Source organism: Thiomonas arsenitoxydans, assembly GCF_000253115.1.
In the GTDB taxonomy this organism is placed as follows: Bacteria; Pseudomonadota; Gammaproteobacteria; order Burkholderiales; family Burkholderiaceae_C; genus Thiomonas; species Thiomonas arsenitoxydans.
The window spans coordinates 1,300,098-1,322,655 of sequence record NC_014145.1; the positions used below are offsets into that span (position 1 = coordinate 1,300,098).

At 62.6% G+C, this 22,558-nt stretch carries 22 protein-coding genes and 1 tRNA gene; 13 read left to right on the forward strand and 10 right to left on the reverse strand.

The window, feature by feature from the left end:
• Nucleotides 1–51 precede the first annotated feature (51 nt).
• From THI_RS05965 to tnpC, 7 genes are all read left to right on the forward strand, one after another.
• Nucleotides 52–630, forward strand: a complete 579-nt coding sequence (locus THI_RS05965) for a hypothetical protein (protein ID WP_041608920.1) — start codon at nt 52–54, stop codon at nt 628–630.
• Complete coding sequence (locus THI_RS18055) at nt 627–1,817, forward strand: restriction endonuclease subunit S (protein WP_013105341.1); 1,191 nt, start codon at nt 627–629, stop codon at nt 1,815–1,817. The genes THI_RS05965 and THI_RS18055 overlap by 4 nt, the downstream gene beginning before the upstream one ends.
• 230 nt (nt 1,818–2,047) lie before the next feature.
• On the forward strand, nt 2,048–2,956 hold the full coding sequence (locus THI_RS05975; protein WP_041608921.1) for a hypothetical protein: 909 nt from the start codon (nt 2,048–2,050) through the stop codon (nt 2,954–2,956).
• A 47-nt stretch (nt 2,957–3,003) separates the two neighbouring features.
• Nucleotides 3,004–3,207 carry a hypothetical protein gene (locus THI_RS05980; RefSeq protein ID WP_013105343.1) on the forward strand — a complete coding sequence of 68 codons (204 nt, stop codon included), beginning with the start codon at nt 3,004–3,006 and terminating at the stop codon, nt 3,205–3,207.
• 39 nt (nt 3,208–3,246) lie between these two features.
• Entirely contained in the window at nt 3,247–3,615 is a 369-nt protein-coding gene (locus THI_RS05985) for a hypothetical protein (protein ID WP_013105344.1), read from the forward strand.
• A 3-nt stretch (nt 3,616–3,618) separates the two neighbouring features.
• Nucleotides 3,619–3,954, forward strand: a complete 336-nt coding sequence (gene tnpB / locus THI_RS05990; RefSeq protein ID WP_013105345.1) for an IS66 family insertion sequence element accessory protein TnpB — start codon at nt 3,619–3,621, stop codon at nt 3,952–3,954.
• A 70-nt stretch (nt 3,955–4,024) separates the two neighbouring features.
• Complete coding sequence (tnpC, locus tag THI_RS05995) at nt 4,025–5,563, forward strand: IS66 family transposase (protein WP_013105346.1); 1,539 nt, start codon at nt 4,025–4,027, stop codon at nt 5,561–5,563.
• A 163-nt stretch (nt 5,564–5,726) separates the two neighbouring features.
• Here tnpC and THI_RS06000 read toward each other — a convergent pair whose 3' ends face one another.
• Nucleotides 5,727–7,499 carry a hypothetical protein gene (locus THI_RS06000; protein WP_013105348.1) on the reverse strand — a complete coding sequence of 591 codons (1,773 nt, stop codon included), beginning with the start codon at nt 7,497–7,499 and terminating at the stop codon, nt 5,727–5,729.
• A gap of 609 nt (nt 7,500–8,108) precedes the next feature.
• Here THI_RS06000 and THI_RS06005 point away from each other — a divergent pair.
• Nucleotides 8,109–8,405 (forward strand): helix-turn-helix transcriptional regulator, encoded by a 297-nt coding sequence (locus tag THI_RS06005; protein ID WP_013105350.1) that lies wholly within the window; start codon nt 8,109–8,111, stop codon nt 8,403–8,405.
• Nucleotides 8,406–8,579: 174 nt separating this feature from the next.
• Here THI_RS06005 and THI_RS06010 read toward each other — a convergent pair whose 3' ends face one another.
• The 7 genes from THI_RS06010 to THI_RS06040 form a co-directional block, all read right to left on the reverse strand.
• Nucleotides 8,580–9,926 carry a tyrosine-type recombinase/integrase gene (locus THI_RS06010; protein WP_013105351.1) on the reverse strand — a complete coding sequence of 449 codons (1,347 nt, stop codon included), beginning with the start codon at nt 9,924–9,926 and terminating at the stop codon, nt 8,580–8,582.
• A gap of 371 nt (nt 9,927–10,297) precedes the next feature.
• Nucleotides 10,298–10,373: transfer RNA gene (locus THI_RS06015), tRNA-Asn, on the reverse strand.
• A 72-nt stretch (nt 10,374–10,445) separates the two neighbouring features.
• Nucleotides 10,446–11,537 (reverse strand): NAD(P)/FAD-dependent oxidoreductase, encoded by a 1,092-nt coding sequence (locus THI_RS06020; RefSeq protein ID WP_013105352.1) that lies wholly within the window; start codon nt 11,535–11,537, stop codon nt 10,446–10,448.
• 73 nt (nt 11,538–11,610) lie between these two features.
• Complete coding sequence (gene fdxA / locus THI_RS06025; protein WP_013105353.1) at nt 11,611–11,934, reverse strand: ferredoxin FdxA; 324 nt, start codon at nt 11,932–11,934, stop codon at nt 11,611–11,613.
• A gap of 156 nt (nt 11,935–12,090) precedes the next feature.
• On the reverse strand, nt 12,091–12,558 hold the full coding sequence (locus THI_RS06030; protein WP_013105354.1) for a DUF6691 family protein: 468 nt from the start codon (nt 12,556–12,558) through the stop codon (nt 12,091–12,093).
• 3 nt (nt 12,559–12,561) lie between these two features.
• Nucleotides 12,562–13,011 carry a YeeE/YedE family protein gene (locus THI_RS06035; RefSeq protein WP_013105355.1) on the reverse strand — a complete coding sequence of 150 codons (450 nt, stop codon included), beginning with the start codon at nt 13,009–13,011 and terminating at the stop codon, nt 12,562–12,564.
• 114 nt (nt 13,012–13,125) lie between these two features.
• Complete coding sequence (locus tag THI_RS06040) at nt 13,126–13,476, reverse strand: ArsR/SmtB family transcription factor (protein WP_013105356.1); 351 nt, start codon at nt 13,474–13,476, stop codon at nt 13,126–13,128.
• A 90-nt stretch (nt 13,477–13,566) separates the two neighbouring features.
• Between THI_RS06040 and THI_RS06045 the strand changes: the two genes are divergently transcribed.
• The 3 genes from THI_RS06045 to clpB all read left to right on the forward strand — a co-directional run bounded on the left by THI_RS06045 (nt 13,567) and on the right by clpB (nt 19,589).
• Nucleotides 13,567–14,433 carry an MBL fold metallo-hydrolase gene (locus THI_RS06045; protein ID WP_013105357.1) on the forward strand — a complete coding sequence of 289 codons (867 nt, stop codon included), beginning with the start codon at nt 13,567–13,569 and terminating at the stop codon, nt 14,431–14,433.
• 63 nt (nt 14,434–14,496) lie between these two features.
• Nucleotides 14,497–16,899, forward strand: coding sequence for a Tex family protein (locus THI_RS06050; RefSeq protein ID WP_013105358.1), 2,403 nt, complete (start codon nt 14,497–14,499; stop codon nt 16,897–16,899).
• A gap of 104 nt (nt 16,900–17,003) precedes the next feature.
• On the forward strand, nt 17,004–19,589 hold the full coding sequence (clpB, locus tag THI_RS06055) for an ATP-dependent chaperone ClpB (RefSeq protein WP_013105359.1): 2,586 nt from the start codon (nt 17,004–17,006) through the stop codon (nt 19,587–19,589).
• 36 nt (nt 19,590–19,625) lie between these two features.
• Here the strand turns inward: clpB and THI_RS06060 are convergent, their stop codons facing one another.
• Entirely contained in the window at nt 19,626–20,582 is a 957-nt protein-coding gene (locus tag THI_RS06060) for a substrate-binding domain-containing protein (protein ID WP_013105360.1), read from the reverse strand.
• 282 nt (nt 20,583–20,864) lie between these two features.
• Here THI_RS06060 and THI_RS06065 point away from each other — a divergent pair, with 282 nt between their 5' ends.
• Nucleotides 20,865–21,491, forward strand: coding sequence for an SCO family protein (locus THI_RS06065; protein ID WP_041608924.1), 627 nt, complete (start codon nt 20,865–20,867; stop codon nt 21,489–21,491).
• A 20-nt stretch (nt 21,492–21,511) separates the two neighbouring features.
• Here the strand turns inward: THI_RS06065 and THI_RS06070 are convergent, their stop codons facing one another.
• Nucleotides 21,512–21,763, reverse strand: coding sequence for a hypothetical protein (locus THI_RS06070; protein ID WP_013105362.1), 252 nt, complete (start codon nt 21,761–21,763; stop codon nt 21,512–21,514).
• A 162-nt stretch (nt 21,764–21,925) separates the two neighbouring features.
• Here THI_RS06070 and THI_RS06075 point away from each other — a divergent pair, with 162 nt between their 5' ends.
• The gene (locus tag THI_RS06075) at nt 21,926–22,552 is read left to right on the forward strand and encodes an SCO family protein (protein WP_013105363.1); all 627 of its coding nucleotides are present in this window, start codon (nt 21,926–21,928) and stop codon (nt 22,550–22,552) included.
• Nucleotides 22,553–22,558: the final 6 nt, after the last annotated feature.

Below are 22,558 nucleotides of genomic sequence, written 5' to 3' on the forward strand. Positions count from 1 at the left end.
CACAAACGCCCTGACCGCAAGGGCAAGGTTCAGCTCATCGACGCCACGCGCATGTACGCCAAGATGAAGAAGAGCCTGGGCAACAAGCGGGTGTTCCTCACCGAGGGGCAAATCGCCGAAATCGTTGCGACGTATGCCGGCAATCTCGATGGCGCCACCTTTGGCCTGGAGTACAAGGAGCCGGTCAAGGGCAACGGCCAAGGAGCCACCAGCGGCCAGACCGAGGACGAACCACCCCGCGTGGTGTCCAAAATCTTCCCGAACACTTTCTTCGGCTACCGAAAAGTGACGGTCGACCGCCCGCCACAGCCAGGCAAGGAGGTGAAGGTCAAGTTCAAGAAAGGCCAGAAGCCGTATGACCCTGAGCTACGTGACACCGAGAGCATCCCGCTGGGCGAGGACATCGCCGCCTACATGGCGCGCGAGGTGTTGCCGCACGTGCCGGACGCCTTTGTCAACGAGGACATCAAGGACGAGAAGGACGGCCAGGTTGGCAAGGTGGGCTATGAAGTCAACTTCAACCGCTACTTCTATGTCTACAAACCGCCGCGCCCGCCTGAGGTGATTGCCGAGGAGATTCGGGCGATGGAGGCAAGGTTCCTGGAGTTGATGAAGGGGGTGGTGGCGTGAGCGCATTGACCGCGCTGAAGCATGTCGCTCGATTTGAGTATGGCGACGCACTCGCCCAAGAAGCAAGGACAGAGGGGGAAGTACCTGTCTATGGCTCGAACGGGATTACCGGTACGCACAATGCTGCCAACACTTTCGGACCCGCAATCATCGTTGGCCGTAAAGGCTCCTTTGGGAAGGTTACGTGGACCGATGTACCCAGCTTCTGCATCGATACAGCCTATTTCATCGACAGCCGAAGCACGAAAGCAAGCCTTCGCTGGCTGTACTGGTCGCTACAGACGCTTGGCCTGGACGAACACTCCGAAGACACGGGCGTTCCAGGCCTTTCCCGTGAAAAGGCTTACCAAGCCAAGTTGAAACTACCGCCAAGCGTAGAGCAAGAACGCATCTCCAACTTCCTCGACGAGAAGACGGCGCGGATTGATGCTTTGATTGCAGAGAAGGAGAGGTTGGTTGAGAAGCTGGAAGAGCACTGGGCTTCCGTAATTTCCACTGAGCTTGGAGCCAACGAGACTGAAGGGAAGCATGCTTGGACAACTATTCCGCTCAAGTATGTGACAGTCGCACGGTGTGACGGGCCGTTTGGGTCGGCGCTCACGTCAGCCCATTATGTCGATGAGGGCGCACGAGTGATTCGTCTGCAGAACATCCGCTTTGGTGAATTCGACTCCACAGACGCGGCGTTCATAGACGACGACTATTTCGCCCGTGAACTTACCTATCACTCGGTTCTGGAGGGCGACATTTTGATTGCGGGACTTGGTGATGAGAAGAATTTTGTTGGCCGAGCGTGCGTAGCGCCAAATCTGGGCTCGAACGCGCTGGTCAAAGCTGATTGCTTTCGTTTCCGCGTTGATACCAAGAGGGTTCTGCCAAAATTTGTGGCGCTGCAATTGTCCGCCACGGCGCAGCGTGACGGAGGCTTGCTTTCTTCCGGGTCAACACGGCAGCGTATCCCGCTTACCGTCACTGAATGCAGGCTGCTGTGCCTGCCAGCGTTGGCAGAACAGATTGACATCGTCGAGCGACTAGAGCGACGAAAGCGGGAACACTCGACCTTGCTGCATCACACGGCTGAGCACATCGCCCGCCTCCGTGAGTACCGCTCATCCCTGGTTTCAGCGGCCGTCACGGGCCAGCTGAATGTCGACGCCTTTGAGGCTCGGCAGGTGGAGGCGGCCTAGTGGCTGGCAGGAAGCAGCACTACGTTCCCCGCTTCTTGCAGGCGGGGTTTCGCAGTCGCCCGCAGACTGCGGATGGTGCTCCTCGCACGTGGCTCCATCTGCCAGGTGCTAAGCCTGTTGAAGCGGCGCTGTCGGATGTTGGGCACGATGCTTGGTTCTATACGTTCCGGCGTAACGGTGTGACTATTGAATGTGCGGATGGCGCTATTTCAGAAGCAGAGCGCGCGTGGATGAGCAGCCTCGTCCGGAGCCTGCGCGAAGACGCGGCGTTTGACCTGGACGGCCATCACGCCGAGATTTCCCACTTGCTATCCCATCTGGTTCTGCGAAACCGAGCAGTGTGGAAGCTCATTGAGGCTCCAGCTGGTCCGTTGTTCGACAGATTGCGAGAGGCGGCGCAGGACACGGTTTGGCTCGCGGGCTCCGTCAAGCAGCTGTTGGGGTCAAATCGCTCGTTCTTCGAGGAAGCACTTTCAGCGATGTACCCAGGAGCTGACATCGGGGTATTGCTCGACCAATTCGAGAGCGCACTTGCGGCCGGCAACGTGTCCCCCGCATCTGAAGGCGCGATGTCAATGTTGAAGTTCGTGCAGGACAGCCTTCTGCCTCGTGTGCTCAGCGTCCTTCGCGTGCGGGTCATGGGAGATGCACTCAGAGACCCCAGTCAATTCAAGTTGTTCAAGGACTGCACCTTTGAGGTTGTTCGGAGTGAGAACGGGTGTCTCATTCAGGGAGACACACCCGTGGTCTTTCACAAAACGGATGGCACGGGCTTTACGCCCATCCCGTCAGAGGGAGAAGACTTCGACTACGCCTACATGCCATTAGCGCCCTCGGTCTTTCTCCTTGCTTCCAAGGGTGGCAGGCCATCCTTTCTGGATGACCTCCGAGACGCTAGCGCCGCTTGTTCCGATACGTACTTCATCGCCACCGAGCAAAGCGATGCACTCGCCCAGCTCGCGCAGACAATTGGCAACAGCTTTCCAGTGCCGAGTCAACAGCAAATCAATGGCATGTTTGCCGAGTCGTTGAACGGAGGTGGCTCCTTTGATGCGGACGACACCGAGCTGACGGCAGTCCTCGACACGCTGTTCGCCGACTTCCTCGGCCCGAATCCGCCGGTGTTGACCAACGCATAACCACAGCGCCTATACGGCTGGACCTACATCAATAAGAAAAAATCCAAATGCCCAAGCTCTCCAACGTCCACACCGAACGCATCTTCGAGAACGAGCTCTGCGACCACTTGGCCACCCACGGCTGGACCGTCCGCACCCACCTGCAGAATGCGACCGGCTACAGCCGCGAGCTTGCCCTGTTCCCGGACGACCTACTGGTGTTCGTGAAGGAAACGCAAGGTAAGCGTTTGCCGAACCCATCTTTTCAATGAGTCTGAGCTGAGCGAAGCTTGGGTTTTTTCGGGGGCTCCATGCGATCAGACAAACTCAGTGAAGAGTGGATTGATGAGATTCTGGCGATTCTTGATGAACTCAAAGCCAGCGGGATGAAGGCCGAAGCGTTTGCGCAAAGCAAGGGGCTGGGCTACGGGCAACTGCGCGGCTGGCTGTCGAGCGCGCCGCGCTGGCGCGCCCAACGCGCGGGTCTGGCCCTGCCGCCTCGGCGCAGCGCCTTCGTGCGCGCCCACTGCAACCCGTCCCCCGCTGCGGCTGCGGAGGGAAGCCCCCATCCCGGACACGCCCGCATCACCTGCGAGGGGGCCCAGCGCCGCGCCCAGATTGACTGGCCCGTGGCCCACGCAGCCGAGTGCGCGCAGTGGCTGCAGGCCTGGCTGGGATAAGCCATGCTGCGCATGGAGGCCATCTGGCTGGCCGTGGGCGCCAGCGATCTGCGCGGCGGCATGGACAGCCTGCTGGGGCAGGTTGTGGCCCGGTTTGGCTCAGCACAACGCCACCATGCCTACGTGTTTGCCAACCGCCGCGCCACCCGGCTGAAGGTGCTCGTCTTTGATGGCTCGGGGATCTGGCTGTGCACGCGCCGACTGCAAGAAGGCCGGTTTGCCTGGCCGCAGGACGATCATGAGGCGCTGCACCTGAGTGCCGAGCAATGGCGCTGGCTGGCCGCCGGCCTGCCGTGGCAGCGCATGACCGCGCACGCCAGCGCCATTGCCGTGGTGTAGTCCCCCCGGGCGTTTGTCGATCGGGGCAACTCCCGATTCTCGCGCGCGCGTGCGCGCGAGAGAATTCGGCATGGTCAGCGCCATCGACGACGACAAACTCCAGTCCCTGGGCGACGATCCGGCGGCGCAGTACGCGCGTACGGTCATTGCCCAGATGCAGGCCGATCTGAAGTTCCAGCAGACCAAGATTGCGGCCCTGAGCTTCGAGCTGGCGCGCCTCAAGCAATGGCGCTTCGGCCAGTCCAGCGAGAGCCTGGACACGCAAGGCCAGCTCTTCGACGCCAAGACGCAGGCGCTGCTGCAAGCCGAGGAACAGGCCGAGGACCGCGCCGCCGATGCGGAGCGCACCGCCCCAGGCAAACGTCGCCCCAAACGCCAGCCCCTGCCCAGCCAGTTGCCGCGCATCGAGCATCGCTACGAGATCGACTCCGGCCTGTGCCCGCAGGGCCACACCCTGCGCCGTATCGGGGAGGAGATCAGCGAGCAACTCGACTGCGAGCCCACGCGTTTCTTCGTGCACCGGCACATCCGCGGCAAGTATGCCTGCGCCTGCTGCCAGACGGTGTTGGCTGCACCCCTGCCAGCGCAACTCATTGACAAAGGCATTCCCGCCCCCGGCCTGCTGGCGCAGGTGGTGCTGGCCAAGCACGACGATCACCTGCCGCTGTACCGCCAGGAGGAGATTTACCGCCGCAGCGGCGTGCACCTCCCGCGCTCGAGCCTGGCGCAGTGGGTGGGCCTGTGCGGGGTGCGCCTGGAACCGCTGGCCCAGGCCCTCAAAGACCATCTGCTGGAGCAACCCGTGCTGCATGCCGATGAGACCCCGGTAGCCGAGCTGGCGCCGGGCACGGGCAAGACACACCGCGCTTATGTCTGGGTCTACCGCAGCGCGGCTACGCCGGCGGTGGTGTTTGACTATTGCGCCAGTCGTGCCGGTGCGCATGCGCGCGACTTCCTGCAGGATTGGTCAGGCACCTTGCTCACCGATGACTTCAGCGGCTACAAGGCGCTGTATGCCCAGGGGAGCATTGTGGAGGCGGGGTGCTGGGCGCATGTACGCAGAAAGTTCTTCGAGGCGCACAAGCTGGCGGGCAGCGCCATCGCGCAGGAGGCGCTTGAGCGCATCAAAGCCTTGTATGCCATTGAGCAGACCCTTCAGGAGCATCCGCCCGATGGGCGCACCGCGCTGCGCCAGCGCCAAAGCCAACCCCTGCTCGATGCCTTGCACGCCTGGCTGATCGGGCAGCGCTCGCTCTTGGCCAAGGCCGACGCCACGGCGCGGGCCATCGACTATGCGCTGGGCCGGTGGCGGGCGTTGTGTGTGTTTGCCACCGATGGGCGCGTGCCGATCGATAACAACGCGGTGGAAAACGCGATTCGGCCTCTCGCCCTGGGCCGTAAGAATTGGCTCTTCGTGGGCTCGCCCCAGGCCGGCCGCCGAGCCGCCGTGCTCATGACGCTGATCGAATCGGCCAAGCTGTGCGAGGTCGACCCCTGGGCCTATCTCAAGGATGTGCTGACGAAGCTGCCCACCTGGCCCAACAGCCGTCTGGGCGAATTGCTGCCGCACAACTGGGCGAATACCAATCCCCCTGCACTCAGCACCTGACCTTCACTTCGGGTGTCAAGAGGGGTTGGCGGGACGCTTACACTTGAAGTTCGGTGTCAGACATGAACGTGTCATTGAAAAAAAATGGGGTGCAGCCTTACGGCCGCACCCCGCATCACAATCAGTTCACCCGCACCCGCACCCGCCAACGCGCCCCGCCTTCTTATTCGGCCATGGGTTCCGGAAAGTCGTAGTCATCGCCTTCCGGCTCCAGGATGTCGCCAGGCATATCGAGCATCACGACCCGCTGTGGAGCCCGGGAGAGTTTCTGGGTGGAGGCCGTCGCGCCCGGCAGGCGCATCAGCACATCCTTCCATCCCCCGAGAGCCCAGTCGGTTCCCGTCATCAGCCGCTTGATTCCCTGGTGCTGCGTGGAACTGCATACGGCGAGTTTCCAGCTTGCGCTGGAACGGGCCCACAAGGCGCGGACGCCGAACTCCTCGAGCTGTCTGCTCAACTGCTCGCGGTGTTCGTTGTCTTGGGCGTGCACGATGCTCGTGACGACGTCACGAATCGTCATGTGCGCCTTTTCCTTCGCGCCGTTGACCTTGTGGAACATGACAACCTTGCGGCTGAGCAGGACGTCGAGGCAAGCCTCAGCATCCCTTTCGACCACCGCGTGCGCGGGCACGTCCAGGTCCATCGCGCCAATGACTGCGCGCAGTTCCTCGGGTGAGGCGACGCCCTTGTGGGTCAATGCGACGTACCCCGCAATGAGGGGGGCATGCTTATCCGCGATGCGAGACTCGTGCCCGAGGGCGATGAGCATGGAACGCGCATCAGCCACAGCCTCACGCATCACATTCCACCGGTCCACGAGCAGGCGCCGAAGGCGCGCACCTAGCGCCACCGAATCGCCTATACGGGCGAGGTCAAGCAGCGGTTCATAGCGCACCCGCGACGTCTCCGGTAGCGGATGCAGCATCAGCCGGACCGTCCGGCTTTCGGTTGCCGCATTGAAAGCCGGCAAACTGATGCCTGCCACCAGCACACCGGCCGGTGCATTGAAATACCGCGGCCGGCCACCAATGACCCGCGTGAGTCGTTCGGATGCACTGGCACTGAACTGCAGCCGCAGTAGCTCGCCAAACTGCTCAAGCGCCGCCTTCTTTGACCCTCGCGCTTCCACCTCGTCAACAATGAGTGCCGCCGCCGAATGTTCCAGCGCATAAATCGTCTGGGCCATCGTCGGCACACCATCGCGTCGGATGGCCTGCGGCCCCAGCAACGCGCCGAGAAACTCGATGAGCGTCGTTTTGCCGGAGCCGCGCTCCGCGGAGATGGCCAGGATGGGACGGTGGGAGAGGACGGTCCCGTAGAAAGCCGAGACAAACCAGCCCACCAACTTCATCCAGTCGCCCCGGCCAGAAAGACCGAAGCCGGCCAGCACGCGCAGCACGCTTTGGACATCGTCCTCAGATGCGCAAGGCGTGTCCAAGGAAAAACCCAGGTCAGGGCCACTTTGATACACGGGCTCCCCGTTGCGACGTTCCAGCGAGACCGGTTTGCCGCTCGGGGAGGCGACTTGTTGGCCAAAATTCACCACCAAGTCGTCGCCCTCGCGGTACAGGCCGGGCCCACGCACGGCTTTGAGGTCGAAGAGCCCGCGGCGGTCGCACTCCTCGGCAATCGCCTCGGTGAGCGCCTGAGCCTCCTCGACTTCCGCCTGCAGTTCTGTGTCGTACACCGTGCTGGCCTTGCACGCCTCCCGGCCAAGCCAGACCTGGAGTTTGCCGATTCGCAAATCGTTTGCGCGCAGTGTCACGAGTTGGCCGGTTTTCAGCGACAGCACAACATAGCTGCCCTCCAGCGTATGTCCCATCGGCACCCAGCCGCCTTCGGGGACAACAAGATTCGCGACATCAACAGCGGCAGCGACGCCCAACTCTGGGTTACGGATTTTTGAGGGCTTGAAAATATTGAAAATGTTCATCATGGTGGCATCGACCTCATTGGGTCTGTTTTTGAGATTCCACGCTCCCGGGATTGGGAACGCGGGTCATGCCTTTGACGGTTTCACGTCGTCCATGCCGTAGTCTCCGCGCGGACGCGGTACGGATTGAGAAAACTGGCCGCATGATGCAGCCATAGCGTCTGTCATCGGAACGCCACCTGAAGTGTCCTAGGGCTTATCGCTTGCCGTTGTTTCCGCACGGTGTGCGGAGTACGTGGTGTCTGATTGTGTAAGAGCGTGGGTTCCGCCGTAACCCTGTAACCGTTACGACCTGAGCCTGCGTGTTGAACGCAGGGCCAGAATAAAGCGAACGGACCCCCTCAGCTAGGGGGGGTGGGGCAACAGAAAAACAAATCCCCGATTTGCGTGAACATTTTCACGCTTCCGTGGCTCTGCGACTTCGAGAGTCGCAGAGCCAGTCCACGCGCGTGCGCTTCCCAGCGATTCGCCGCAAGGCGCATGCCGAAGGCCGGCGGGCGCTGTGCTGGCCCGACTTTAGCTAAAGCGTGCGGCGACTTTAAGGCAAGGCCTCCCGACTTTAGGACAAGGACTCCCTACACGGTCCATCCTCCACTGACCGTGAGCCGAACCATGCATCCATCTGACCCGCTTTTGACCAAATCGACTGTCTCCGACCTGCTGCATTGCAGCGAGAGAACCCTGGAACGCCTTGTGCGCAGCGGAGAATTTCCGCCCCCCCTGCGCCACGGCAAAGAAGCGCTGTGGTTCGAGTCGGTGGTCCAGCACTGGCTGCAAACGCAGCGCGAGGCCCAACTCGCCTGGGTGCCGAAGACGGTCACCGCAGCCCGCGGACCCGCCCCGTTGCATCACCCCGCGCTGTTCGCGATGGCGCCCCCCGCGGATACCGCCAAGCGTGCGCCGGCTTGAAGAACCCAGGGTCGGGGAACCGACCTGCAGTAGGGTGGGGGCAATCAAACGCGCCGCCGCCCTGCGTTTTCTTCCGAACCGGGGCAGAGCGCCAGCGCCCGCCCACCGCGCCAGGCGCCCTGGAAGACGGCCCCGACCATGGAAGTGGTCGGGGCCGTCTTGCTTGGGTTTCGCTCACGCAGAACGTCGCTGATACTGGTCGAGGCGGACGATGTTATCGGGCGCAGGCTGAGGCGCTGGCGGACGTTGCACCAGACTCTCCCCCACTGCGGGCCTCTGGGCGTCGCTGGTGTCGACGTGGGCGCGCCGGCGCGCACGCGGATGCTTTCTGGGACCCTGCGGGTCGTACTGTGGTGGTAGTACGGTGGAGCCGGGCCCGCTCTGCGCATCGAGACGGTCGAGTTCGTCGACAACATCGGTGCACGTCATGTCGACATACACTTCGGCCATGCGCGTGGAGGTGTGTCCCAGAAGGTGCTTGATGGCAGTCACCGTCGCCCCTTTGCGGGCGTAATACGTGGGGGCGATATGCCGCAGGTCGCGGAACGGCAAGGTCGGAAGCCCGGCCTTTATGCGCACTCCGTCCCAGGCCATGTCGACTGCGTTGGAGCGCAGCGGAAACACGCGCTCGGCATGCAGGCGCGGCACGCGTGCGAGCACCTCCACGGAGCGACGGCTCAGCGGGATTTCGGCAAGCCGACCCTTGGCCCAAATCGTGGCCTTGCGCCCCTCAAAGTCGATTTTGTCCCAGCGCAGCTTCAGCAGCGAGCCCTTGCGCATGGCCGAGCACATCGCCAGTTCGACCAGCGGCCAGATTTGCGGGTTGTCGCACTCGGAGAGTGCTTGCACCAGGCGCTCGATTTCCGCGCTGCCGACGGTGACAAAGCGTTTGTCGCCGGTGCGCAGTTTCACGCCGACGCATGGGTTCTCAAACAGGGTCCATTTCCAGGTGGTGATGGCGACGTTGAAGCAGCTCTTGAGCAGAGCGATTTCTTTTTGCACCGTGCTCTCGGAGAGCCCATCGGCGAGCATGGTGGTCTTGAGCTGCTCCATGTCGGCTGTGGTGATGCGGCTGCACAGTGTGGCGCCCAGGGCGTGAATCTTCGCGTAGGTGCGGGCGGACTTGGCGAGCCGGGCGTCGAGGTGGCGCTGCCAGCCCGCGGGCACGACTTTGTCCGCCGACTTCAGGCACAGAGAGCGTCGACCCTGCGCGTCGCATTCCACCGCCAGGGCCGGGTAGCCGGCGGCGGTGATGTAGTGGTTGATGCGGTCGATTTCTGCTTGAAAGCCGTCCTTGACCAGGGTCTTGAGCTGGGCGTACTCCACCAGCAGGGCGCCCAGGGTCACCCGGGCTGGTCCGCCGAATGCCGCCTCCGGGGTGGCGTCGACCCGGGCCTGCTCACTGCTGAGCCAGGCCCGGGCCTCCTTCTCGTACTGGAACTTCTTGCACGCCGTGCGCCCATCGGGCAGGTGGACCTCGGCATGCCAGCCGGCGCGGCCTTTGATTTGAAAGGGTTTCATCGCGCACCTCCGTGAACAACACAGGAGGGCAGTCGGCCCGTCTGGGCGCGCGCTGGCGGAAGGGGAGAGGTAGTTTGCTTCATGACAAGTCCTTAGAAAAGTGGGAGGGACTTGGCGTGAAGCCATCGCTGTTCTTAAAGTCGGTTGCCGGCGCGGGCCGACACGACGACTTTAAGGATGTCGCGCGCGACCTCGCGCAGGATGCCGCCCCGGTGGGCAGCAATCTGCGCGATGGCGTTTGTACGACATCACGCGACACCGGACGACTGCAGGTCACTGACAAAATCACTGACATGCCCTGTTTTCGGCCTGAAAAAATAAAAAGGCCTCACAGCAAAAGCTGTAAGGCCTTGATTTTTCTCTGTATTCTGTGGCTCCTCGACCTGGGCTCGAACCAGGGACCTACGGATTAACAGTCCGGCGCTCTACCGACTGAGCTATCGAGGAACAGCAAAGCACAAAACTATACCGCGCAATCAATCTGACGTCAATAGATTTCGCAGTGATGCGCGAAGACGCTCAGTCGAACACTGGCGTTTCCACCCCGAGAACCTTGTGCAGTTTCGGGCTGGTGGTTGTGTATTGCAGGTGGATTTTTTTCTCCGGGAAGATGAAGGGCGCTGCGCCGAATGCGGCGAGGGCGGCTTCGTGGAAACCGGAGAGGATGAGTTTCTTTTTGCCGGGATAGGTGTTGATATCCCCCACTGCGAAAATGCCGGGTATGCTGGTCTGGAATTTTGCGGTGTCGACGACGAGTTGCTTGCGCTCGATTTCCAGCCCCCATTCCGCGATGGGGCCCAGTTTGGGAGACAGGCCGAAAAAGACGAGCAACATATCGAGCGGCAGGCGGCGAGTGATGCCGTCGTTGCCTGTGACCTTGATCATGTGCAGCTGACCCTCAGCGTTTTCTTCGTAGCCGCTGACTTGGCCGACGAGGAATTGCATCTCGTGCTGTTCGCAAAGGGCGTGCATTTGCGCGACGGATGCGGGGGCGGCGCGAAAGCCGTCGCGGCGATGAATGAGCGTGACGCTTTCCGGCTTGTTTTCGCTGGACTGAACGAAGTGCAGCGCCCAGTCGAGTGCCGAGTCGCCGCCGCCCACGATGACCAGGTTTTTGTTGGCGAACTGCGCCGGGTTGCGAACCCGGTAGAACAACTGGCTGCCTTCGAATTTACCGAGTCCGTCCACCTTGAGGGTGCGGGGCTGAAAAGAGCCCACCCCGGCGGCGATGAACACGGTTTTGGTAAGCAGCCGGGTGGATTTGGTGGTTTCCACGAGGAAGCGGCCATCGGCCTGGCGTTCCAGCACAGTGACTTCCTGCCCGAGGTGGAGGGTGGCGCCGAAGGGTTCGATCTGCTTGAGCAGGTTGTCGGTCAGCTCCTGCCCGGTACATACCGGCACGGCGGGAATGTCGTAAATCGGTTTGTCGGGGTAGAGTTCGACACATTGCCCGCCCGGGTGAGCCAGGGTGTCGATGACGTGGGCCTTGATCTCCAGCAAGCCGAGCTCGAACACCTGGAACAGGCCGACCGGGCCCGCGCCGATGATGACGGCGTCCGTTTCAATGATGTCGGCCGCGACTGAAACGGGAGAGGCGTTGGATAGGTCCATGCGAGAGGGTCTTGAGAAATAGATCAAGGCGGCAACACGGCCGCCGATGGAGTTAGAACGTGCGGTGAGCAGATCAGCGCTGCAGGTATTGCAGCTTGTCGGGCTTGTCTTTCCACTCGTCCGCGTCATCGGGCGCGGCTTTGCGCTTGGTGATGCTGGGCCACTGGCGAGACAGTTCTGCGTTGAGCTTGATGAAAGCCTGCTGGTCGCCCGGCACATCTTCTTCGGCGTAGATGGCGTTGGCCGGACACTCAGGCACGCACACGGCGCAGTCAATGCATTCGTCGGGGTCGATGGCGAGGAAGTTGGGGCCTTCACGGAAGCAGTCCACCGGGCAGACGTCAACGCAGTCGGTGTATTTGCAGCGGATGCAGTTTTCAGTAACGACGAAAGTCATTTGCGGAACCGGATGTATCAAAGGGTCAAAATTTTAACTGGCGCGGCCAGGTCGGCTCTGCATCAGATCAAAACCCGGCTACCGCAGGGGTGAGCCCATGAAAAAAACCACCGCGTCAGGCGGGCGGACGACGGTGGTTGAGTGGCGGCAACGCGCTCAGGTTTTGCGCGAAGTCGCCGCGGCCAGCGGCACGGCCGGCGCACTGCGCGTGCGTTGGCCCATGCGCTGCCACAACTCGAAGCCGATCATGCCCGCGACCATGCTGCTGAAAAACAGCCACTCCTGCCAGGTCGAGGCGGCCAACGATGCGAGCGAGGGCCCCGGGCACAGGCCGGTCATGCCCCAGCCGATGCCGAAAATGGCACTGCCCAGAATGAGCTTTCCGGTGATGCCCCGGGTCGATGGAAAGGCGATTTTTTCGCCGACCAGAGATCGGGCGCGTCGTTGCGCCAGTTGCATGGGCACCAGTGCGACGACCACGGCAGTGACCATGACGAGAATCAGGCTCGGGTCCCAAGGGCCGGCGATGTCGAGAAAGGCAATGACCTTGGCGGGATCGGTCATGCCTGAAACAAGCAGGCCGATGCCAAACACGATGCCGCTGAGAAAGGCGAGGGTTTTCATGGCTCAGGCCCCTCCGAGGATGTGGCGCATGACGAAGGTGGTCGCCATGCCCATGCCGATGAAGGTGCCCACTGCCGCCATCGAGCGCGGCGAAAACCGGGACAGCCCGCAGACGCCATGGCCGCTGGCGCAGCCCGAGCCCAGCCGGGTGCCGAAGCCCACAATCAATCCGCCGATCGCAATCACCGGCCACGACTCGCCGTAATGTGCGCCGGGCACCGGGCGGAACATCACCCAGATGAACGAAGCGGCGATCAGTCCGCCGAGAAACCACAGCCGCCATGGCGTGGGGCGTTTGGCCTGCAGGGCCTCGTTGATGGCGCCGCCGAAAATGCCGCTGATCCCGGCGATCTTGCCGCCGCCCAGCGCCATGGCGCCCGCTGCCGCGCCAATCAGCGCCCCGCCGAGAATGGCCGTGCCGGGCGTGAAATGCGCCCAATCGATGCTGAACATTTGTCTCTCCTTCGTGACATGGGCATGTTTGTCTCTGGTTTTATTGACGCCAGCCAGTATTCTGGTCAGGCCGTTTGCCGTACCGCGCCGACATGCAAGCGTCGCGGTACCAACTCATTTGCCAGGCGGTTCGTTGCCGCCGTGGCAGTAAATCTGATAGAGGGTCATCAGCACCGCGCTGGCTGCCGGGCTGGCCAGGCTGTAATACACCCGCTTGCCCTCGCGCCGCGTTTTCACCAAGCCTTGCGCACGCAGCACGGTGAGCTGCTGCGAGAGCGTGGGCTGGCTGACGTCGCAGGCCACCTCCAGGTCGCTGACGCAGATCTCCCCGCGGTTGATCTGACACAAAATGAGCAAACGGTCAGGATTGCCCAGGGTTTTCAACAAGGCGCCCGCCTGTTCCGAGTTGCGCCGCATGAGCTCGACGCTGGGAATCTCAAAATCTTGCGTGCTTGACATTGACATGGCTCACTCAATCAGGTAACTCCTAATGGAAAAACAATATATTCTTTTCTATAGTGTTTCTGCAACGCATTCCGCCTAGGAGATACCCGTATGAGTACGCAGACCCCCACCGTTCAGAGCTGGTTTCACGCGCCCACCTTTACGGCGACCCATTGCATCATCGACCCCGAAACTCGCCACTGCGCAATTCTCGACAGCGTGCTCGACTTCGATTACGCCTCGGGTCGCACCAAAACCGACTTTGCCGACCAGATCGCCGCCTACGTGCGCGAGCAGGGGCTCACGGTGGACTGGCTGCTGGAAAGCCATGCCCATGCCGACCATCTCTCCGCCGCGCCCTATCTCAAAAAGCTGTTCGGCGGCCAGATCGCGATTGGCGAACACATTCAGGACGTGCAGAAAGTGTTCAGCCAGGTGTTCAACGACAGCACCATGCCCACCGACGGTTCGCCCTTCGATCATCTGTTCAAGGACGGTGAGACCTTTGCCATTGGCAAGCTGCAAGCCCGGGTGATGCATACCCCCGGCCACACGCCCGCCTGCGTCACTTATCTCGTGGGCGACAGCGCCTTTGTCGGCGATACTCTGTTCATGCCCGACTACGGCACGGCGCGCTGCGACTTCCCGGGCGGAGACGCGCATGTGCTTTACCAATCGGTGCACAAGCTCTACAGCCTGCCGCCGCAGACCAAGCTCTACCTTTGCCACGACTACATGCCCGGCGGCCGCGACCCCATCTGGCAGACCACGGTGCAGGCCGAGCGTGAGGGCAATGTCCAGCTCAATGCCCAGACCACCGAGGAGGAGTTCGTCGCTTTCCGCAAAAAGCGCGACGCCACGCTGAACATGCCCGCGCTCATCCTGCCCTCGGTGCAGGTCAATGTGCGCGCCGGTGAAATGCCTAAACCCGAAGCCAACGGGGTCAGCTATCTCAAGCTGCCGGTGAACGCGCTGTAAACCATGTCGGAGCGGGTCCGGGCTGGTTAGACTGCTGGGCTTTTGCCTGTCTTCTGATCCGTCATGACCGCTGCCGATACCGCTTCCCAGAATCCGTATGCCAACCCGCAGGCCGCCGCTCGGCGGGTGCTGCAGGCGCTCAGCGCCGAACTGCAGCTCCCGGCGCAGCAGATTCAGTCGGCCATCGAATTGATGGATGGCGGGGCTACGGTGCCCTTCATTGCCCGCTATCGCAAAGAGGTGACGGGCGGCATGAGCGACGACCATTTGCGCACGCTGGAAGAGCGCCTGCTCTATCTGCGCGAACTCGAAGACCGCCGCGCCGTGGTGCTGCAGTCCATCGCCGAGCAGGGCAAGCTCACGCCCGAACTGCAGGCCGCCATCAGCGCGACTGGGCAAAAGCAGGAACTCGAAGACCTTTATCTGCCCTACAAGCCGCGCCGCGTCACTCGGGCGCAAAAAGCCCGCGAGGCCGGGCTGGAGCCGCTGGCCGATCTGCTTTGGCTGCAGCCGCAGACCGATCCGCTGCAGGCGGCGGCTGGGTTCGTCCGCCCGCAGGACAGCACCGAGGCGGCAGATACCTCCACCCCGCAGTCTTGCCTCGACGGCGCCCGCGACATTCTGAGTGAACGCTGGGCCGAAGCCCCGGCGGTGGTCGCCCCGATGCGTGAATGGCTGTGGCAGACCGGCCACCTGATCAGCCAGTTGCGCGCCGGAAAAGAGCAAGAAGGCGCCAAATTCCGCGACTATTTCGACTACGCCGAGCCGCTGGACAAAGTGCCTTCGCACCGCGCCCTGGCCGTGTTGCGCGGGCGGGCGCAGGAGGTGCTCGATGCCCGCATCGACCTGCCGCCAATGCCCGAAGGCACGGTCGCACCGACGCTGGCTGCCCTGGCCGAGGGGCGTCTTGCCGTGCTGCTGGGCTGGAGCCATCAGGGCCGCGCCGCAGACGACTGGTTGCGCCGCGCGATACAGTGGACCTGGAAGGTCAAACTCTCCCTCACGCTGGAACGCGAGTTGCTGTCGCGCCTGCGCGAACAATCCGAGGCGGTGGCCATCGATGTATTCGGTGCCAATTTGCGCGATCTGCTGCTGGCCGCCCCTGCCGGGCCGAAGGTGGTCATGGGACTCGACCCCGGCATTCGTACCGGGGTGAAAGTCGCCGTGGTCGACGCTACCGGAAAACTGCTCGATACCGCCACGGTTTACCCCTTCGAGCCGCGGCGCGACGTGCAAGGCGCACTCGCCACCCTGGCGGCGCTGGTGCAACGCCACGGCGTGCAACTCATCTCCATTGGCAACGGCACCGCCAGCCGCGAAACCGATCTGCTCGCCGCCGAACTGCTGCGCAACGCCAACCAGCCCGGCTTGACCAAGCTCACGGTGAGCGAGGCCGGCGCCTCGGTGTATTCGGCCAGCAGTCTGGCCAGCCGCGAGTTTCCCGATCTGGACGTGAGCCTGCGCGGCGCGGTGTCCATCGCCCGCCGGGTGCAAGACCCGCTGGCCGAACTGGTGAAGATCGACCCCAAGAGCATCGGCGTCGGCCAGTATCAACATGACGTGAACCAGACCGCGCTGTCGCGCAAGCTCGATGCCATCGTCGAAGACTGTGTGAACGCCGTCGGCGTCGACCTGAACACCGCCTCGGCGCCGCTGCTGGCCCGCGTGGCCGGCCTGAGCGCGCGCATTGCCGAGCAAATCGTGCTGCACCGCGACCAGACCGGCGCTTTCGCCAACCGCGAGGCACTCAAGACGGTGCGCGGCCTGGGCGACAAAACCTTCGAGCAGGCCGCAGGTTTTCTGCGCATCAACGGCGGCGACAACCCGCTGGATCGCACCGGCGTGCATCCTGAGAGCTATCCGCTGGTGGAAAAGGTGCTGGCTGCGGCAGGCCAGCCGATCAGCCTGTTGATGGGCAATCGCGATACGCTGCAGCGCCTGCGCCCCGAGCAGTTCGTGGACGACCGCTTCGGCGCGTTCACCGTGCGCGATGTGTTGGCCGAGCTGGAAAAACCCGGCCGCGATCCGCGCCCCGAATTCCGCACGGCCAAGCTGCTCGTCGGTGTGCACGATATCAAGCAGCTCGAAGCGGGCATGCAGCTCGAAGGCACGGTTACCAATGTCACCGCGTTCGGCGCGTTCGTCGATCTGGGCGTGCATCAGGACGGGCTGGTGCATGTCTCACAAATGGCGCAGCGCTTCGTGAACGACGCCCGCGAGGTGGTCAAGACGGGCGACATCGTCAAGGTGCGTGTGGTTGAGGTGGATGTGGCGCGCAAGCGCATCGCGCTGTCGATGCGGCCGGCCGACCCGGCGCGCGATGCGGCGCGTCCGCAGGGCGGGCAGGGCCAGTCCCGTCCGCGTGAACGCCAGGAGGGCGGCCGCACGGGCAGCCATCGCGCGGGCGCTGCACCGTCCCCGCAGAACACCGCGATGGCGGCCGCCTTCGCCAAACTCAAGCGCTGAGGATGCGCCTGTTTGCCGTGTCAGATCAACTGACTTGACACCGTCGCGCTTGAAAATATCCTCCTGACGCCGTATCTACAGGGCAGTTCAAGACGGAGGATTCCATGCGGATCGAAAAACTCACCACCCAGTTTCAGGAGGCATTGGCGGAGGCGCAATCGCTTGCGGTCAATCACGGCAACGCCTATATCGAGCCGGTGCATTTGCTGCACGCCTTGCTCGGCCAGGACGGCCCCAAAGCGCTGCTCGCACGCGCCGGGGTGAATGTGCCGGGGTTGACGGCAGCCACCGCGCAGGCCATCGATCGTCTGCCCGAAGTCGAAGGCACCGATGGCAATGTGCAAGTCAGCCGCGAGCTCAACGGGCTGCTCAACCTCACCGAGAAAGAAGCCACCAAGCGCAACGATCAGTTCGTCGCCAGCGAATTGTTTTTGCTCGCTGTGGCCGACGACAAGGGTGAGGCCGGGCGCATCGCGCGTGAAAACGGCCTCTCCCGCAAGTCGCTGGAGTCGGCCATCGAGGCGGTGCGCGGCGGGCAGAACGTCAACAGCGCCGAGGCCGAAGGCGCGCGTGAGTCGCTGAAAAAATACACCATCGACCTCACCGAGCGCGCGCGCCAGGGCAAGCTCGATCCGGTGATCGGCCGAGACGACGAAATTCGCCGTGCCATCCAGGTGCTGCAGCGCCGCACCAAAAACAACCCGGTGCTGATCGGCGAGCCGGGCGTGGGCAAGACGGCCATTGTCGAAGGGCTGGCGCAGCGCATCGTCAACGACGAGGTGCCCGATAGCCTGCGCGGCAAACGCTTGCTGGTGCTCGATATCGCCTTGCTGTTGGCCGGGGCCAAGTTTCGCGGCGAGTTCGAGGAGCGGCTGAAAAACGTGCTCAAGGAGTTGTCGCAAGACGCCGGGCAGACCATTGTGTTCATCGACGAGATTCACACCATGGTCGGTGCGGGCAAGGGCGAAGGCGCGATGGACGCGGGCAATATGCTCAAACCGGCGCTGGCGCGCGGCGAACTGCATTGCATCGGCGCGACCACGCTCGACGAATACCGCAAGTACATCGAGAAGGACGCTGCGCTGGAGCGCCGCTTCCAGAAGGTGATGGTCGATGAGCCCAGCGTGGAAGACACCATCGCCATTCTGCGCGGCCTGCAGGAGAAGTACGAGGTGCACCACGGGGTGGAGATCACCGACCCGGCCATCGTCGCCGCGGCGGAGCTGAGCCACCGCTACATCACCGACCGCTTCCTGCCCGACAAGGCCATCGACTTGATCGACGAGGCCGCGGCCAAGATCAAGATCGAGATCGACTCCAAGCCGGAGGCGATGGACAAGCTCGATCGCCGGCGCATTCAGCTCAAGATCGAGCGCGAAGCGGTGAAGCGCGAGAAGGATGAAGCCTCGCAAAAGCGCCTGGCGCTGATTGAGGAAGAACTCGCCAAGCTCGACCGCGAGTACGCCGATCTGGACGAAATCTGGAAGGCCGAAAAGGCCGCGGTGCAGGGCTCGGCCGCGATCAAGGAAGAGATCGACAAGATCCGTTTCGAGATCGAGGAACTCAAGCGCAAGGGCGATTTCAACAAGGTGGCCGAGCTGCAATACGGCCGCCTGCCGGAGTTGGAGCGCAAGCTGCATGAGGCGCAGGCCAAGGAAACCGCGGACGGCGACCAGCCGCAGGCGCGGCGCCTGCTGCGCACCCAGGTGGGCGCGGAGGAAATCGCCGAGGTCGTCTCACGCGCGACCGGCATTCCGGTGTCCAAGCTGGTGCAGGGCGAGCGCGACAAGCTGGTCCACATGGAAGAGCGCCTGCACCGCCGTGTGGTGGGGCAGGACGAGGCGATTCGCGCGGTGTCCGACGCCATTCGCCGCTCGCGCGCCGGGCTGTCCGATCCGCGCAGGCCCTATGGTTCTTTCCTTTTCCTCGGCCCGACGGGCGTGGGCAAGACCGAACTGACCAAGGGACTGGCCGAGTTCCTGTTCGACACCGACGAGCACATCGTGCGCCTCGACATGAGCGAGTTCATGGAGAAGCATTCGGTCGCCCGTCTCATCGGTGCGCCGCCGGGTTATGTGGGCTATGACGAAGGCGGCTACCTCACCGAAGCCGTGCGCCGCAAGCCCTACAGCGTGGTGCTGTTCGACGAGGTAGAGAAAGCGCATCCGGACGTGTTCAACGTGCTGCTGCAGGTGCTCGACGACGGGCGGCTCACCGACGGTCAGGGCCGCACCGTGGACTTCAAGAACACGGTGATCGTGATGACCAGCAATCTTGGCTCGCATCAGATCATGGCGATGAGCGGCCAACCGCAGCAGGCCATCCGCGATGCGGTGTGGGAGGAGGTGAAGGCGCATTTCCGTCCGGAGTTTCTCAACCGCATCGACGAGGTGGTGGTGTTCCACGCTCTGGGTGAGAAAGAGATCGCGGATATCGCGCGCATCCAGTTGCGCGGTCTGGAAGGGCGACTGGCGCAGCTCGATATGCGGCTGGATGTCAGCAGCGAAGCACTGGCCGAGATTGCCCGAGAAGGCTTCGATCCGGTGTTTGGCGCGCGGCCGCTCAAGCGCGCCATTCAGCAGCGCATCGAGAACCCGCTGGCCAAGCTGATTCTCGAAGGCCGCTTCGGTCCGAAGGACGTGATTCCGGTCAACCTCAAAAACGGCCAGATCGTGTTCGAACGGGGCTGAACACCGGCCAGGGTGACCGGCTGAAGGGCGGAGCGTTCAGCTTTTCAGCCACTTGAGGAAATCGGCATAGGCCTTCGGGCTGCCGGCTTCCCATCCGGTGAGGCCCAGGGCTTTGTTGGCCCGCTCCGAAGCCGCGCCGAGCAAATCGGCGCGCACTTTGGCCACTGAGTCCTCCGGCACGCTTGGGGCGGCCAGCACTGCCCACATGGGCATGGGCTGATGCTGCAACAACACGCCGCCCTCGGCCAGCCACTGCTTAGAGACCACGGGGGTTACCACCCCGATGGCCGCGACGTGCATGTCGCGCATCAGACCTGTGACCGCATTCTGCGTTTTGACGTGGACAACTTTGGGCAGCTGCTTGGCATGCCCCAGCCACAGCTTTTGCGCAATCATGTCCACCAGGCTACCCTTTTGCGGCGCAAGCAACACCGCCGACGGCGAACTCCACACCGCGTCGGGTGAGATGCAGGTCTCCGGCACAGCGGTGCTGAGCCCGAGCACGCTCAGACTGCCGCCGCCAACGAGAATTTTCCCGGCCTGATTGGGGCATTGCCGGGCGATCAGATCGGTGCCGAAGTGCATCGTGTCTTTGCCCACGGCAACCAGCTGCCAGCCCTTGGCCAGCAGGGCGGCGGTCAGGTTGGGCGGTTTGACAAAGGCAAAGCTGTAGCGGCTCTCGTCGGAACTCGCCTGCGCGGTCTTGAGGTCGAAGTTCGGCAACCACAAAACCTTGCGGTTGACCGCGTTGCTGACGACATCGCTGAGTGTCTGCCCGATGACATTCAGGGCTTGTTGGTTCTCAGCGGCCAGTCCAAACTGAAAGCCCATGAGCAAGGGCGCTGCGGATGCGACCGCAGGCGTCGGCGCGGCCTCGGCCTGGCGGGCCGCCAGGCCACCACAGAACAAGCTGACCAGCAGCATGCCCACGGCGGCAAATGAGAGGATGGGGCGCGTTTGCCCTGGCTCTGTGTGCAGATGGGAAGAGAACATGATGTGGTGGGGCCCCGTGGACAGTCAGGCGACTTGTGAGCGGTGGATTGCACCGGGAAGTGGCGCAACGGGTCGCGCTTCGATGTCAATTCGCTGCTGTGTAATACATTGAATACATTGAATGCGAAGCTCCACTTTACAGTTGGGCTGAGTTTGTCCGATCAGGAGTTTCCCTGGGGCTGACAGAATGTGAAGTCTGTGCGTGCATGTGTTTGCGCCGAACTCGCACGATGTCGGCAGACTCCACCACAGCACAGAGACAAAGATCGGGAGCCTGGGGGAATGGTTGCTTTCAAATGGATGTTGATGAGCGCGCTGGTTCTGGCGTTCTCAGGTTGCGCCCAGCAGCCGCATGAACAGAAATGGGCGATGGACTACATCGGTCCGAAAATCATGCAGCCGCTGCAATTCACCGATATGGCTTCGAGCAGCGGCAAGCTGGAGTCGTCCAAGGACTTTCTCGGCAAGGTGGTGGTGCTGTATTTCGGCTACACCCACTGCCCGGACGTCTGCCCGACCACCATGGCGCACCTCGCCCGCGCCGAGCAACTTCTAGGGCCGCAGGGTAAGGACGTGCAGGTGATCTTCGTCACGGTCGATCCCAAGCGCGATACGCCGAAGGTGCTCGATGCCTATGTGCACGCTTTCATGTCCAGCGCCATCGGTCTGAGCGGCACCGTGGCGCAGACCAAAACGCTGGCGGGTCGCTATCACGTCAGCTATTCCTACGGCAAGCCCGATGCGCATGGCAACTATGTGGTTAACCACAGTGCGGCGATCTATGTGTTCGGCCCCCACGGCAATGGCCGCTTGATCGGCACCGAACTCACGTCGCCCGAAGGCATTGCCCACGATGTGCACCAGCTTCTTGCCGATGCGCACAAAAGCTGGTGGCAAAAGCTGGTTTGACGGCGCTGATCTGACGGCGATTAAGCGCTGCCGCCGCGTGCGAAGCCCTTGACCTGCAAGGGACGATGCGTGTCATTGACCACCATCACACGTTGTCCCGGCGGCAGGGCGGTGAGGGGCAATGCGTGATGATCGAGCGGGGCGATATGTAGCACGTTGATCGCCATCAGCGGCGCTTGAGGCGCGCTGGCCGCGTGAACCGTGAGTGCCGCGGTGGCCAGGGTGGTCAGCCCACCGGCCAGCAGGGCTTTGAGAAGGGCGCGCTTGGACATGGCACACTCCAGATGCAGTCAGAGCGCTTTGGAGTGGCTGGGTGACGTTTGGTTGCGTCTTGCCTGGTAAAGAGTTGTGACGCGAGTTGTGACGCTCAGCCGAGCCCGGACGCGGCACAATGCGAGCCTGTTTGAAAACGAACGTTTTTTGCGAAATTCACCATGACGTTGCCTCCCATCTTGTCTCAATCTCGATTCCTGTCGCGCCGCCTCGTTTTGCTGGGAGCGCTGGCCTTGCCGCTGGCGGGCTGCGGGCACCACAACAACCAGACCTGGCAGCTCAGCAACATCACCGGCGTGATGCCCAATCTCGAATTCAATCTCACCAACGATCTGGGGCAGAAGGTCACGGCGGAGAACTACAAGGGCAAGGTTGTTTTGCTTTACTTCGGCTACACCCATTGCCCGGATGTTTGTCCGACCACCATGCAGCTCATGTCGAATGTGGTGCAGCAGCTTGGCCCGGAGGGCAAGGATGTCCGTATCCTGTTCGTCAGCGTGGACCCCAAGCGCGACTCCAACACCATACTCAAGGCGTACACCGCGGCATTCAGCCCCAACGCCGTCGGCCTGACCGGCACCATCAAACAGATCGATGATTTGACTCGGCGCTATCGCGTGGCCTTCAGCTATGGCAAGCCCGATGCGCAGGGGAACTATGTGGTGGATCACAGCGCGGGGGTTTACATTTTTGGTCGCAGTGGACGCATTCATCTGCTGGGTTCTGACACCAATCCTCCCGCCGCGTTTGTGCACGACCTCAAGCAACTGATCGCCGACGAGGGCTGACGCAAC